Raw genomic sequence first — 13,457 nt, forward strand, 5'->3', positions numbered from 1 at the left:
GGTCAAGAGGTACAGTATGTCATCTAGAGAATTTCTATTTAAGTATTTAAAAAAATATCCCATCCCCTTAATTAGCAACATTATCCTAGGATTCTCTGGAGCCATTTTTAATGGGGTCAATACTGCCCTGATTATTCCAGTTGTTCTTCAGATTGTGGGACAAGAAGTTGAACTAAAAGGTGCGCCTCCTGCGCTAAAATTTATCTTTGCACCCTTTCAAGGTATTCCTGAACCGTACCGACTAGGAGTAATGTTAGCCGCTATTGTATTGACGATTATATTGAAGGAAGGGGTAAATTATTTGCGTGCTATTGTGGCAGCCGCATTCAAGCGAAGAATGACCAATTGTATGAAGATTGATATTATGTCAACTCTTCTAGAAACAGATATTGATTTTTATAGTAAGAATAAGTTGGGTGATATCACGAAACGTTTAGGGGGAGATACAACACAAACAACAACCGCAATTAATTCATATGTGGATTTGACCATCTACCTAATCACCTCGTTTTTTTTCTTGTCTTTCCTCGTTTCTTTGTCCTGGCAATTGACCGTTATTTCAACTCTAATGATCGTTATGGTTGCCGTGGTTAACCAAGGTGTGGTCAAACGTTCTAAGCAGTTGGGAAAAGAAGTATCAAATCAGCAAAGGATGTACTCGATTAAGGTGTTGGAAGTTTTAGGTGGAATTCGATTAGTTAAGTCAGTTGGAAATGAGCAGCAAGAGTTTGGTTTAATTAAGAGGATGATGCTTAAGCTGGAGAAATTTAACTTCTTAGCGCAAAGTAATAGTGCCCTAATTAAGCCCTTAAGCGAAATTACGAATATATTTACAGTGATTTCTATTTTACTGGTCGGCCGTGCGTTTTTCTCCAGTCAATTGGAAAATTTGTCAGCGATTTTACTCACATATTTGTTTGTTTTATTTCGGATGATGCCGGTGGTCAATTCGATCAATGGTGTCCGAAATACTTTGGCTAAAGCGTCAGCGAGTGTGGATTTTGCCTATGATATCTGGCGGCGTGATAATAAGCCGATTATGACTCAAGGAATTGTTCCGTTTAATGGGTTTCAGGATAAGATTCATTTCAAAGAGATATCATTTGCTTATCCCGGTCATAATCATTTGGTCATTAAGAAAGCTGATTTAGTCTTGCCTAGAGGGAAGAGTTTGGCGTTGGTGGGTTCGTCAGGAGCAGGAAAATCAACATTTGCAGATTTGTTGCCCAGATTTTACGATCCGACGGAAGGTTCTATTTTGATCGATGGCCGTGATATTCGTGAGTTTGAGCTGCGTAGTTTGCGAAAATCTATGGGGATTGTTAGTCAAACAACGTTTCTGTTTAATGATACAGTGAGAAATAATATTATTTATGCTCGTCCAGATGCTACGGAGGATGAGATGGTAACGGCGGCGAAACAGGCGAATGCTTATGATTTTATTATGCAATTGCCAAAACAATGGGAAACGGAGGTGGGCGATCGCGGTGTGATGCTTTCTGGAGGACAACGCCAACGGTTGGCGATCGCCAGAGCGCTGCTACAAGATCCGGATATCTTGATCCTAGATGAAGCAACGAGTGCGCTCGATACAGTGTCTGAGCGTATTGTCCAAGAGGCGATCGATCATCTGAGTCGCGATCGGACTACATTAGTCATTGCTCACCGTCTCTCCACCATTCAGAACGCCGATCAAATTGCTGTTTTAGATAAAGGTCAAGTGATGGAAGTCGGGACTCATCAGGAATTATTAGAAAAAAAAGGATTATATCATCGTCTGCATTCAATGCAATTTTCAGAAACAGAAGCATCAGAAACTACTGGACAGAAAAGGATTGACTATCAAACCCTATCAAAAGCATCTTACGAAGCTAGAACTCAACTCAATTCGATGATTGGTTCTTTACGATTATTAGCCGATGAGATTGTCGATACTCCAGAAGAACAATTAGAATTGACCGAAGAAGCCTATCGTTCAGCCATCAACTTACTCAGAACCTTTGAAGTATTTGAAAATAAGCTACGTTAAATTAAAACGGCACAACAAGAACACAACAAATTATGACCTTGATTTAAAGGCTAAACAACAGACTCCAACAAACTAATGTACTGTTGTGCTGCATCCGTCCAAGTCCAAAGAGATAGTTTTTCTTGTATTTTTTCTCGATTCAACTTACTCTTAGGATGATGAACAAATTTTTCTATACACGCAGCTAAAGCTTCTGCATCTCCTCGAGGGAAAAACTCAACTTGATCAAAACACTGATACAGTTTAACTTGCTCTTGAAATACCTCTAAATCTGAAGCAATAACCGGTAAACCTCTTGAAATTGCTTCCGAGAGAGCCAGACCAAAACCCTCATATTGTGACGGTATAATCACACAAGAGCAATGCTGATACCAATATTCTACCTGTTCATATTCTCCATAACCCAAACCGTTAAAATACTGCTCAATTAAATCTCTATTGTCTGAATAGACTTGATGGCATTGATTTAAATAATTAGAATATTCTTGAGTACTACTTTGCTGGGACAGGCTTAAACGCCCATTGACTAAAGCATCTGTTTCCTTACCGGTAAGTACAACCTGGAACTGAAGTTTTTTCTGAGCAACTTTTATCCCGCTTCTCAGTAACGTTAAGTGATCCTTATAAATTCCAAATGAAGAAGGAAAGTAAAATGTAATTCGATCGCTAGAGTTAACAGTTGTCTCTCTATCACTTTCCATCTTACGAATGGCAACCCCAGCATTAGGAATGGGTTTAATTTTGGATGAAAAACCAGGAAAAGTTGATATTATATCAGTCTTTGTCTTTTCAGAAACCGTAAAAACAAGATCGGATTTTTTCAGCCATGCTAACAAACTTTGATCGTACTCTCTCACATAATCTTCTGGATAGGTCATGGGGGCAAACCGCCAAAATACATCATGAGCGATCATTCCCAAAGGGATTTTGAGGTTAGGTGGCGTTAATCGATTGGTTAAAACATATAAACAATGGGTCGCTTGATACTTTTCAATTAATCCATTGAGTGCATTATGCTTGGACTGCTTGTTTCTAACTTTCTTTATTTTTTTCTCCAGTTGTTTGATTTTAAATATCTTTGATCCTGAAATTAAAATTCTTAAAAAAGATAAAAGTATATTCTTTGGCGGGACAAAAGATTCGTAAACTATGATCTCAGAAGAGGGTAGTATTTTTTGAAAATAATGAATATCTTTTTTAGGTAAAACTATAATAACTTTTTCTATTTTCTTAGAAAATTCTTCAATAAGAGAGATAATTACTCGCTCGACACCACCCGATCGATAATATTCAATGGGGATAATTAGTTTCATCTTAGTTGAGTGAGCCATATCTACAAAAAAATCCAATATTAAACTTAATTATACTGATTTTTTAACCAAATAGGTGCAACTTTTCCCCAGGTCTCTTCTTGAGCTAACTGCTGAAACTGTTCGCGAATTAACTGCAATTTTTCCGGGTCTTCCCGCATTAACTCAATTACTTTATAGGCTACTGCTTCTTGCGTTTCCTGAGATTCTGGATCTCCAGAAACCTTTATACCATAAGATTTTTCACCTAAAGCGGCTAAATCAGTCATGACTGGAATACAACCAACCATTGCTGATTCACGCACAGAAATACAATCAATTTCTGGATAGGTACAACCATAATAATGAATCAATGATTTTGCTTTTTCCTCTAGAATCTTATCTTGAGAAACACGACCGCGATCAAACACACCAGGCTGATTCATCAGATCGATCATTTTTTTTCTCCACTCAGAGTGTTTCGGGTGATTATCTCGCTTTGTAAACCCATAGAATAAGTGAAGTTCTGCTTCAGGAATTTCTTGTTTAATAATCGGCCACCCGTAAGTTAGCATATACTCTAATCCTCGATAGTAGCGCGAGCCATAGATTAATTTGTAGGGGGTTTTAGGTGTATTGTATAATGGGCTAATATCTTCACTCACTCCATTGTTGATGACGACAAATTTATCATCATTAAACTGGGGCAATAGTTGGCGTTGATAATGACTCTTAGAAAATATTTTATCAAAAGGTTCTAATCGTTCTGTTGTAAAGGCTTTAGCCGGGCCTAGAGTATCATGCCAATCTAACCAAAGGTTCTTGGCATTAATGGGATGCTGGAGTAAGGTAGAATGTCTCCAAATAATCACGGTATCAAAGCGATCGCACCAATTGAATTTATAATAGTTGACATATTCTACTCCATCATAAAGTCCCTCTTGATCGCCACAATTGCTATACACCGTGACTTGATATCCTAACTTCACCCATTCTCTGGCCAGATAAATAACAGCCGCATGAGAACCACTTGCACCAGTTTTCAAGCTATTTGGAGTTAATCCTTCATGGTGGTTCCCGGTATAATAAACGATTGAATGAGGAGACCATGTTTTAGCCATTATCTTCTTATAAAGAGTCTGAAGATTAGGGAGTCTTTGCTTAACCCATGCTTTGATTTTTTTCATTGGCCGTACTTTATGTCATGGAGATAGTGAAGATTTCTTTATTTTCTGTCTCTAGTCTAAACAGGTGGTCTATGATGAGCATGGATAATTAAGGGATGATCGAAACAGTCAATCACTTCGGAGAGTCTAACCAAAACTGGGTAATATTACAACTATATCATAACGGATGTATTCAAGTATGGGTTTCATGAACATCTATCAAAAAACGCTTGGGAAGGTAAAGTCACAAATAAAACTTATAAACCAGGGCTTAAAATCTAAACTATGGCCAGATAAGTCTATTGTATACTATACGGGAGATACTGATTATCAATGGTCTCCAGAAAGTCTAAAAACGGGATTAGGAGGTGCAGATGCCCGCATTGTCTATTTATCTCGTGAATGGATTAAATTAGGTTATTCTGTTACTGTCTATAATAATTGTGGATCTCAACAAGGATTGTATGATGGAGTCCAGTATTATCACCACACCCAATTTAATCCTTGCGATTCTTTTGATACGTTAATTATGTGGCAGTTTGCCTGGCGAATTAAATTCCCGATCAAAGCAAAACGGGTTTGGCTCGATTTAGGTTCTGTTCTATTGCCAGAAGAAGTGACCTATGAAAAACTAAAAGGCTATGATAAGGTATTCTGTAAAAATTTCTTCCATCGATCCTTATTACCAGAAATTCCAGATCGCCAAATTGCGATTATCCCCAATGGATTCGATCCCTCCTTCCTTAAATTTTGTGGACAAATCAAAGATCCCGATAAAATTATCTACGCATCTAATTATATCCGAGGTCTAGAAAGAATGTTAGAATTTGGCTGGCCCTTGATTCACCAAGAAATTCCTGAAGCCAAACTTCATATTTACTACGGTTGGCCGAGACAAATTAAAGAAGATTGGAAACAGAAAATGGAAACATTGATGCAACAACCGAGCGTAATTGAACATGGAAAGGTAGGTCGCGAACAGCTTATGGCCGAGAAAGCTACTTCTAATATTAATTATTATGGATGTACCTTTGAAGAGCTTGATTGTAATACAGTGCGAGAATCTGCCCTAGTGGGTGCTGTCCCTGTAACTACCGATTATGCCGGACTGAAAGATAAAGAATATTGTGTTAAAGTACCAGGGAATCCTTACACGAAAGAAACCCAAGAAGCAGTAGCTTGGAAAATTATAGAGCTGATGCGAAATCCTTCAGAACTGCAAGAGATCCGCGAACGGTTTTCCAATCTCGTTAAAAATGAGACTTGGGAACAGGTGGCCCAACTCTGGTTAAATGAACAATAGAAATTTAGAGATAAAACCATGACCCTACCTAACTTTTTATTGATTGGCGCAGCTAAATCAGGAACATCTTCTTTATATTACTACCTTAAGCAGCATCCACAAGTCTATATGCCAGCGTCTAGAGATCAAAAAGAACCTGATTTTTTTACTCTAGAAGGAGAAGATATTAATCGTATTGGTCCCAATGGCACTCATGCGATGACGAATGCTATTACTGATTTGGAAAGCTATCAGGAGTTGTTTGCAGGGGTAACCCATGAGAAAGCGATAGGAGAAGCATCTACGTCATATATTTACAGTGAAAAAGCAGCTCAAAGAATTCATCATTATATTCCTGATGCCAAGTTAATTGCAATTCTCCGACAGCCAGCAGAACGGGCGTTTTCACATTTTTTATTTTCTTTGAGTAATGGAAGAGAACCGGTTCCAGATTTTGCTAAAACTCTGAAAGAAGAAGAGGATAGGATTGCCAAAAATTGGAGCTTTCAATGGCATCATAAACGCCGGGGATTTTACTATGTTCAGTTAAAGCAGTACTTCGATATTTTCGATGCGAAGCAGATTCGAGTGTATCTCTATGACGATTTGATTGAAGATCCAACTGGACTGATGAAAGAGGTTTTTCAATTTTTAGAAGTAGAGGATAACTTTTTTCCTAATGTGAGCAAGAAACATAACCCTACTCGTGTTCCCAAAAATCAGACAGTGAATACTCTGCTGAATAGACCTAATCCTGTTAAAACAGTGGTGAAAACTTTATTACCGATGAAGTTTCGTAAAAGCATTGCTGATAGGCTGAAACAGCAAAATTTAGGGAAGCCTAAATTATCTCCCAAGCTACGCAAGGAACTGACAGAAGAGTATCGGGAGGATATTCTGAAGCTTCAAGAGTTGATTGGACGAGATTTATCGAAGTGGTTGGAGGGTTGAGGAGTTAGCGAACATGAGCAATTATGATAACTTACCTCCCATCTATTTTTACCTTCCTCAAGCAGACTGGCTAGAAGATATGCCAAATAATGCTAAGAGTTATTGGGAAGAGTTTGGTCGTGGAATTTACTGTTGGACTTTGCAAACTTATTTACATCTTAAGTCCGATGGCTTTCCTTGTAGCTTAGTAGGATCGATTCCAGATGAAGGTATTGTGTTAGCTCATCGGGATTCGTTTAAGTATGAATTGAGACCAACCCCCAAAGTCTTGATGGTCTGTATGAAAGCCGATCAAGCAGCTCATCCTTATGCACAAATGCATGTGGTTCAAAATCCACAGGAGACTGAAGTGGTTAAAAATAGCCATTATATTCCGCTTTGGTCTCAACCTGGATTAATTCCTCGCGATCGCGATCGCGACGATCGCTTTGAAAATATCGCTTATTTTGGCATCAGTTATAACCTGGCTCCAGAATTAAAAGATCCCTCCTGGTCTCAAACCCTTGCAGAGATGGGGTTAGAATGGAATATTGTACCCAAAGAGCGATGGCATGATTACAGTGATGTAGATGCTGTAATTGCAGTCCGTACCTTTGAAGCAACCGAAAGCTATCTGTGGAAACCGGCAACTAAACTCTACAACTCTTGGCGTGCAGAGGTTCCCGTCATTTTGGGAGCTGAATCAGCGTTTCAAGCAGAACGGCGCAGTGAACTCGACTATATTGAGGTTAAATCTCTAGAGGATGCGATCGCTGCCATTAAGACATTGAAAGATAATCCACAGTTGCGGAAGGAGATGATCGCCAATGGTTGCGATCGCGCTCAAAGGACCAGCATTGAAACCATTCTCTCCTCTTGGAAAACCTTCCTCACTGATATTGCCACACCTGCCTATCAACGTTGGATAGAATCCCCTAATCTGTTCAAATGGATGTACATTCAACAACACTATTGGTTGATTAAAGCAGAAGCGATGAAGAAACGGTTACAGTCTTTAACTTTCTAATCCCATGCATAGGGTTGATTGAATTCACCCGCAATAGAATTGAAAATTTCTAGTTTTTCTTCTCGCAGCTCTTTTTTCCATCTTAAATCCAATTTGATTCCTAAATCAATCTTTTCATAATACTCACCATGAGTCTCTTTCACCTTATCTAACATTTCTTGCTGTTGATAACGCCTCACTAGGGAGTAGGTTCCATCATTCCCTGAAATATCATGATGATCGTATTTCCAATATTCAATCATATCCGGCGTAAACTCTATCTCCAGAAACTCACAAATCTTCTGGACTGTTACGTGAGGATCGCTTGCTAACTGTTCATAAGCCACTTCAATTTTCTTCCCTCGGTCAAAAGATTCGTAAAACTCCTGCCTCCGTTTTGTTTTGTTCATCCAATTTTGAGTGAAAGTAGCCATATCTCTTTGAGGATATTTCCTTAGATATGAATTGACAATAGCGCGGCCATCTCTGACTAAATTTAACAAATAGGCTTCAACTTCACCTGTTTTAAACTCTTTGGCTTTCGTCTTTCTATCGACCCAAACCCAATATTTACTGGCATCAATAATAACTTCTTTACCCAATTGCGCCAACATGAAGGTGTACGGCTTAAACACTCGATCTTTCCCTAAGAACTCACGAATATTTTTCTCTAACTTTAGGGGGATATAGGGAGTGACTCGGGTATCACCTAATCCAATGGATAACTGTTTTAAACCTGAGTTACCAAATGTTCGATCCCAAAACTCAGAATTACAGTTCACACAATCAAGATACAATCCTTTTCTGTAGCGATTAGGTAGATTACCTAATTCTCCAGCCGAAAAGCATTGAGGATGACTCCCTAAGATAAGAGCAAGTAGACTTGAACCACAGTGACCGGCTCCAATAATAAATAAAACTTTTCTCTTACTCATTTTTTAACTCATCATTTTTCATCAACACCAATTCACTAATCCCACTCATAGGGCTTATTAAAATCTCCAGCAATAGCATTAAATATTTGCAAGTTTTCTGGAGATAATTCATTTTTCCAACGCAAATCTAATTTTATTCTGAATTCCGGATCTTGATAATAATCGCCATGACTATCTAGGTTTCGTGAGATTTGTCCTCTATACTTAGCAATTAAAGCACTTGTGCCCCGACTTCCCACAATATGATGATGATCGTGCTTCCAATATTCAACCATATCTGGACTAAATTCAAGGTTTAGCCAATCACAGAGCGATTTGACAACTTCTTGGGGATTACTTACTAATTCTTCATAGCGAACAGTTACTTTCTTATTCTCTGGAAACTGATTATAAAACTCGTGGTATTCCTTTAAAAGCGTAACCCATCTGTTACTTATTTCTTCTACTGTATCTTTTTTTAGTCGTAGATAAGAATTCAGCACGGCTCGACCATCACGAACGTTATACACTAAATAAGCGTCAATCTCCTGCTGTCTAAATTCTCTCGCTTTAAGTTTATTCGATATCCAATGAACTGTTTTACTAGAATCAGTTAGAATGTCAGCTTTTGTTTTAGAAAAGAGTATAGTGTAGGGATTCAGTATTTGATCGTTACCTAGCCATTCTCGAACCGTTCTCTCCACTTTCAAAGGGATATACTGATGTAATCGGTGATCTGATAATCCAGAGGCTAACTGCCTTAATTCCGTTTCAGTGAACTTATCTTGCCAAAAGGTGCTACCTGGTGAAGCCCAAGCCCAGTTTTGTTGCGTTTTTCCTAGAATTTCAGGTAATTTACTAATTTCACCTAATGAGAAAGCTTTAGGATGGCTGCCAAGCATTAGTTCCACTAGGGTTGATCCTGAGCGACCAATGCCCATTATGAAGATAACTTTCTTTTTCATGAATTGGTATACGACATTCTTATATTAAATGGTGTCATAAATTTAGACAATTGTCAAGAAGTGACCCCTCATTAAGATCTTTCAAAATGACTCTAGTTAATAGTTGTCAAAACTATCTTCGATGAGTAACAATAAACAAAAGAAACCAGACAGACTTAATGTTTTGGTAGCCCGATCTCTAGTATGTCCTTGTGTATTCAATCCTATGACTCATGGAATCTATACATCTGCTAATGATGTGGTTTACGATCAACTGGTTGCACTGCTGAACAGTATAGAAGTCAATGTTGGTGCTGATACACCCGTCTGTGTTATTGCTTATGACGATCGCCTGGATCGCGTCAAAGCAGAAATTAGTCGAAGAAAAAATGTAGAATTACTCAACAATCCAGAGATCTTTGCTCCTTGGGAAGAATTTTCCTACGAGGTCTGGAAAGCGCATCCTAATGTACTACAACAGTGGGAAGCCCAGGGCATTCAGGGGGTGCGTCGTATCGGAATGAACCGTCGCTACTGTGCGTTTGACCCAAATAGTCCGTTTGAAAAATTTGTCTATTTTGATGCTGATGTATTGGTTCTCAACTCCCTAGATTTCGTCTTTGAGGAACTTAATCATCATGATTTCGTTGTCTATGATTTCCAGTATAAAGACCCCTCTCATATTTATAATTTAGAGAGTTCTAAACTATTTCAAATCTTCCCCCAAGAACGAATTCGTCAAGAGATTTTCTGTGCTGGATTTTATGGATCTAAACGAGGATTATTATCGATTGAGCAAAGAAATGAGCTGGTTGCTCACCTGCAAGCTGGAGAAGCCGAGATTTTATACCCATCAGCCCCTAATCAATCTGTTCTCAATTATATGACCATGCGATCGGGTTTGGACATTTACAACTTTTCCCTACACCTGCCGCAAGAACAGACCACCGGATGTTCCGTAACTTCTCCTCACTTTAAGGAACGGGATCATTTGCTCTATGATAAAGAGACACAGTTAACGTACCTCCACTATATTGGGCTTTCTTCCAAGATATTTACTCGTCTGTGTGCTGGGGAAAACTTAGACTTTCCTTATCGAGACTTATTCTTACACTATCGTTATTTGCACGAACCTGAAAATCGACCACAGTTTGTTGGTAAACCTAAACCCTATAACCCCCCTCCCACATTTATGGAGAAAGTATTGCGTAAATTAGGAATTAAAAAATCTAGGAAATAATTATGAACCAAGGAATTTATATTGTCGCGAATAATAAAGTGAAAGAGAATGCGATCGCCCTCTTAAACAGTATTCGCATGTACGATCCTGGTGTCACTATTTACATGATACCTTTCAATGAGGATTATCAGGAAACTGCTCAAATCCTGGCAGAAAAACATAATGTTCGCATTTTTCCTGATTTAAATCTCGTAGAAGAATTTACAATAAAAATTTCTGAAATATTCGATCGCGATTTTCTGGCATTACCCAATAAAATGCGAAAGCTCGTCGCCTGGTTCGGCCCCCTAGATGACTTTCTGTATATCGATACTGATATAATTGTCTTTGAAAAGATGTCTGATATCCTATCTTACCTATCAGAATATGGGTTTATTTGTTGTGATTATCATCACTCCGGTCGAGGATTAAATGATATTTTCTCGCCCTTAATTAAAGACCACAAGATCTTTACCGGTGAAGAACTACAGGATGTGTTCAATAGTGGGTTTTGGGCCTCTAAAAAAACCGCTATTTCTCAAGAGCAGATGTATAAACTCCTGAAAGACTGTAGCCAACATCGAGAATACTTTGATTTTTCCTCCCAAGTCACTGACCAACCTATTCTCAACTACCTGGTTCTCAAATCAATTGCCAAACGTTTAAACTTAGTGAAGCAACCAGAAGGAGTACCGGGAAGTTGGGCCGGATCGGCACATTTTGAAGAAAAAGACCATATTTTATATGATAAAGGGAAGCGATTAATGTATCTTCATTGGGCGGGAAGTCCCATGAGACAGGGTGGTCCTTATAGAGAGTTATGGAGATACTACCGTTATCTCGGCGATCCCAATCCTCCGGCTGATCCTCCAGCGCCTAAAGCTGAACCGCAATGGAGACAGAAACTGAGAAACCTTAAGAAAACTATCCTCAGTTAGTTCATCTCCTATAATTGTGCAGGAATAAGAACAAAAAATTATCTTGGTAATGACTAAAGTAATTGTAACTGGCGTAGCCGGTTTTATTGGTTCTACCTTAGCTGAAACCTTACTCAATCAAGCTCAAGAAGTCATTGGTGTCGATCAATTTAACAATTATTATGACCCAATGCTGAAACGCCGGAATGTTAGTCGTTTTGAAAATCATCCTCAGTTTACCCTTATAGAAGGAGATATTCAAACCTTAGATTGGAATTCCTTATTCACTGATGTAGAAGTAGTTTATCACCAAGCAGCGCAAGCAGGAGTGCGTGCGAGCTGGGGGCAAGGGTTTCGCTCCTATACGGAACGGAATATCAATGCGACTCAGATTATGCTGGAAGCAGCGAAAAATTCCACGACGTTGAAGCGGTTTGTTTATGCTTCGACCTCATCAGTGTATGGAAACGCGGAAACCTTTCCGACTTCAGAACTCATTCCTCCCCAACCGGTTTCTCCCTATGGGATCACAAAATTGGCGGCGGAACGATTATGTGTCTTATATCACCAAAACTTTCAGGTTCCGTTTACGGCTCTACGGTATTTTACGGTATATGGTCCCCGTCAACGGCCGGATATGGCGTTCCATAAATTTTACAAAGCAGTGTTGGAAGACCGGGCGATTGATGTCTATGGAGATGGTCAACAAACAAGGGATTTCACCTTTATTCAAGATGCTGTAGCTGCGAATATAGGGGCTGCAACCGCTCCTGATGCAGTTGGAGAGATTTTTAATATTGGTGGAGGGAGTCGGGTCGTACTGATGGATGTGCTCGATACGATGGAAAAAATTGTTGGTCAGCCTATCCGTAGAAACCACATCGATCGCGCCATGGGCGATGCTCGTCATACCAGCGCTGAGGTTTCCAAAGCCAAGGAATTGCTGGGATACCAGCCCCAAGTGTCTTTAGAAGAAGGCTTAACTCAGGAGTGGGAATGGGTGAAGGAACTTTATAGTTGATCGAGGTAAGGGGCCCCTAGCCCCTTGTCTTCTCATAAAATGAGGTTTATGAATTCAGGAAATCCTGTTGGTTGGCATTTTTCTGATATCCATTAACCAAGTTTTTCTCCACTAATAATAAATACGGGATCGACGGCGGCAAAAACTTGATACATGCCTCGTTTTTCCAAACGATTAACCCCAGATTGAACTACTTCTATATGTCTCACTTGTAGCTGGGCAAACCCTTCAGATAAAGCGTATAAACTTTCTAACGATCCGGCGGTTGCCACAATCCGTCCTTCTGGGAGTAACAAATTCCAGACGGCTTCTAAAATCTGTTTAACTGACCGTCCGCCTTCCATACAAACTCGATGGGGACGCAGGGGAATATTTTCTAAACATTCGGGGGCATTCCCTTCAATAATTTCTACATTATTAACTTCAAAGCGATCGCAGTTTCGACGAATTAATCTGGCTACCTCGTCATCTCGCTCGACGGCAAAAATCTGTCCTTCAGGACACAACAGCCCCGTTTCCACGGGAATTGTACCGGTTCCTGCACCAATGTCCCACAAAATTGAATCCTTACGCAATCGCAGAGCAGAAATCAATAATAATCGGATCTCCCGTTTACTTAAGGGAATACCAGGTAACCTCTCAAATAGATCGTCGGGGATACCAGGAGAAACAAAGGGCCAAAGGGACATAAAGGGTGATCCTACCATCAGAGAGAAAGCTAGAGCAAATTTTATCGTACT

Annotated in this window: 12 protein-coding genes; 7 read left to right on the forward strand and 5 right to left on the reverse strand. The window is 39.4% G+C overall.

Annotated features, from left to right (window positions below; genetic code table 11):
- Nucleotides 1-16: 16 nt before the first annotated feature.
- Complete coding sequence (locus AC3A14_RS05765; protein WP_318732156.1) at nucleotides 17-2,029, forward strand: ABC transporter ATP-binding protein; 2,013 nt, start codon at nucleotides 17-19, stop codon at nucleotides 2,027-2,029.
- Between the two features lie 50 nt (nucleotides 2,030-2,079).
- On the opposite strand, the gene AC3A14_RS05770 is transcribed toward AC3A14_RS05765, so the two are convergent.
- Both AC3A14_RS05770 and AC3A14_RS05775 read right to left on the reverse strand, forming a co-directional pair.
- The gene (locus AC3A14_RS05770; protein WP_487778933.1) at nucleotides 2,080-3,342 is read right to left on the reverse strand and encodes a glycosyltransferase; all 1,263 of its coding nucleotides are present in this window, start codon (nucleotides 3,340-3,342) and stop codon (nucleotides 2,080-2,082) included.
- Between the two features lie 44 nt (nucleotides 3,343-3,386).
- The gene (locus AC3A14_RS05775) at nucleotides 3,387-4,439 is read right to left on the reverse strand and encodes a glycosyltransferase family protein (protein ID WP_318732154.1); all 1,053 of its coding nucleotides are present in this window, start codon (nucleotides 4,437-4,439) and stop codon (nucleotides 3,387-3,389) included.
- A gap of 253 nt (nucleotides 4,440-4,692) precedes the next feature.
- On the opposite strand from AC3A14_RS05775, the gene AC3A14_RS05780 reads away from it, so the two are divergent.
- The 3 genes from AC3A14_RS05780 to AC3A14_RS05790 are packed head-to-tail and all read left to right on the forward strand — an operon-like array spanning nucleotide 4,693 to nucleotide 7,723.
- Complete coding sequence (locus AC3A14_RS05780) at nucleotides 4,693-5,787, forward strand: glycosyltransferase family protein (protein ID WP_318732153.1); 1,095 nt, start codon at nucleotides 4,693-4,695, stop codon at nucleotides 5,785-5,787.
- Between the two features lie 39 nt (nucleotides 5,788-5,826).
- On the forward strand, nucleotides 5,827-6,717 hold the full coding sequence (locus AC3A14_RS05785; protein ID WP_487778934.1) for a sulfotransferase: 891 nt from the start codon (nucleotides 5,827-5,829) through the stop codon (nucleotides 6,715-6,717).
- Nucleotides 6,718-6,730: 13 nt separating this feature from the next.
- Entirely contained in the window at nucleotides 6,731-7,723 is a 993-nt protein-coding gene (locus AC3A14_RS05790; protein WP_318732151.1) for a hypothetical protein, read from the forward strand.
- On the opposite strand, the gene AC3A14_RS05795 is transcribed toward AC3A14_RS05790, so the two are convergent.
- Together AC3A14_RS05795 and AC3A14_RS05800 are read right to left on the reverse strand one after the other, a co-directional pair.
- Complete coding sequence (locus AC3A14_RS05795) at nucleotides 7,720-8,637, reverse strand: sulfotransferase family protein (protein WP_318732150.1); 918 nt, start codon at nucleotides 8,635-8,637, stop codon at nucleotides 7,720-7,722. The two genes, AC3A14_RS05790 and AC3A14_RS05795, sit on opposite strands and share 4 nt — an antisense overlap.
- 35 nt (nucleotides 8,638-8,672) lie before the next feature.
- Nucleotides 8,673-9,581 (reverse strand): sulfotransferase family protein, encoded by a 909-nt coding sequence (locus AC3A14_RS05800; RefSeq protein ID WP_487778935.1) that lies wholly within the window; start codon nucleotides 9,579-9,581, stop codon nucleotides 8,673-8,675.
- Between the two features lie 205 nt (nucleotides 9,582-9,786).
- Here AC3A14_RS05800 and AC3A14_RS05805 point away from each other — a divergent pair, with 205 nt between their 5' ends.
- The 3 genes from AC3A14_RS05805 to AC3A14_RS05815 are packed head-to-tail and all read left to right on the forward strand — an operon-like array spanning nucleotide 9,787 to nucleotide 12,717.
- On the forward strand, nucleotides 9,787-10,800 hold the full coding sequence (locus tag AC3A14_RS05805; RefSeq protein WP_318732148.1) for an Npun_R2821/Npun_R2822 family protein: 1,014 nt from the start codon (nucleotides 9,787-9,789) through the stop codon (nucleotides 10,798-10,800).
- A gap of 2 nt (nucleotides 10,801-10,802) precedes the next feature.
- Nucleotides 10,803-11,717: an Npun_R2821/Npun_R2822 family protein gene (locus AC3A14_RS05810; protein ID WP_318732147.1), complete on the forward strand. Its 915-nt coding sequence runs from the start codon at nucleotides 10,803-10,805 to the stop codon at nucleotides 11,715-11,717.
- A 49-nt stretch (nucleotides 11,718-11,766) separates the two neighbouring features.
- On the forward strand, nucleotides 11,767-12,717 hold the full coding sequence (locus tag AC3A14_RS05815) for an NAD-dependent epimerase/dehydratase family protein (protein WP_318732146.1): 951 nt from the start codon (nucleotides 11,767-11,769) through the stop codon (nucleotides 12,715-12,717).
- Between the two features lie 92 nt (nucleotides 12,718-12,809).
- Here the strand turns inward: AC3A14_RS05815 and cbiT are convergent, their stop codons facing one another.
- Nucleotides 12,810-13,406 (reverse strand): precorrin-6Y C5,15-methyltransferase subunit CbiT, encoded by a 597-nt coding sequence (gene cbiT, locus AC3A14_RS05820; RefSeq protein WP_318732145.1) that lies wholly within the window; start codon nucleotides 13,404-13,406, stop codon nucleotides 12,810-12,812.
- Nucleotides 13,407-13,457: the final 51 nt, after the last annotated feature.

It is taken from the genome of Roseofilum sp. (genome assembly GCF_982964205.1).

Coding starts and splice junctions, on each gene's coding strand:
- AC3A14_RS05780 (WP_318732153.1), top strand. CDS start 4,693: ATGAACATCTATCAAAAAACGCTTGGGAAGGTAAAGTCACAAATAAAA.
- AC3A14_RS05790 (WP_318732151.1), top strand. CDS start 6,731: ATGAGCAATTATGATAACTTACCTCCCATCTATTTTTACCTTCCTCAA.
- AC3A14_RS05795 (WP_318732150.1), bottom strand. CDS start 8,637: ATGAGTAAGAGAAAAGTTTTATTTATTATTGGAGCCGGTCACTGTGGT.
- AC3A14_RS05800 (WP_487778935.1), bottom strand. CDS start 9,581: ATGAAAAAGAAAGTTATCTTCATAATGGGCATTGGTCGCTCAGGATCA.
- cbiT (WP_318732145.1), bottom strand. CDS start 13,406: ATGTCCCTTTGGCCCTTTGTTTCTCCTGGTATCCCCGACGATCTATTT.
- AC3A14_RS05775 (WP_318732154.1), bottom strand. CDS start 4,439: ATGGCTAAAACATGGTCTCCTCATTCAATCGTTTATTATACCGGGAAC.
- AC3A14_RS05815 (WP_318732146.1), top strand. CDS start 11,767: ATGACTAAAGTAATTGTAACTGGCGTAGCCGGTTTTATTGGTTCTACC.
- AC3A14_RS05770 (WP_487778933.1), bottom strand. CDS start 3,342: ATGAAACTAATTATCCCCATTGAATATTATCGATCGGGTGGTGTCGAG.
- AC3A14_RS05810 (WP_318732147.1), top strand. CDS start 10,803: ATGAACCAAGGAATTTATATTGTCGCGAATAATAAAGTGAAAGAGAAT.
- AC3A14_RS05805 (WP_318732148.1), top strand. CDS start 9,787: ATGACTCATGGAATCTATACATCTGCTAATGATGTGGTTTACGATCAA.
- AC3A14_RS05765 (WP_318732156.1), top strand. CDS start 17: ATGTCATCTAGAGAATTTCTATTTAAGTATTTAAAAAAATATCCCATC.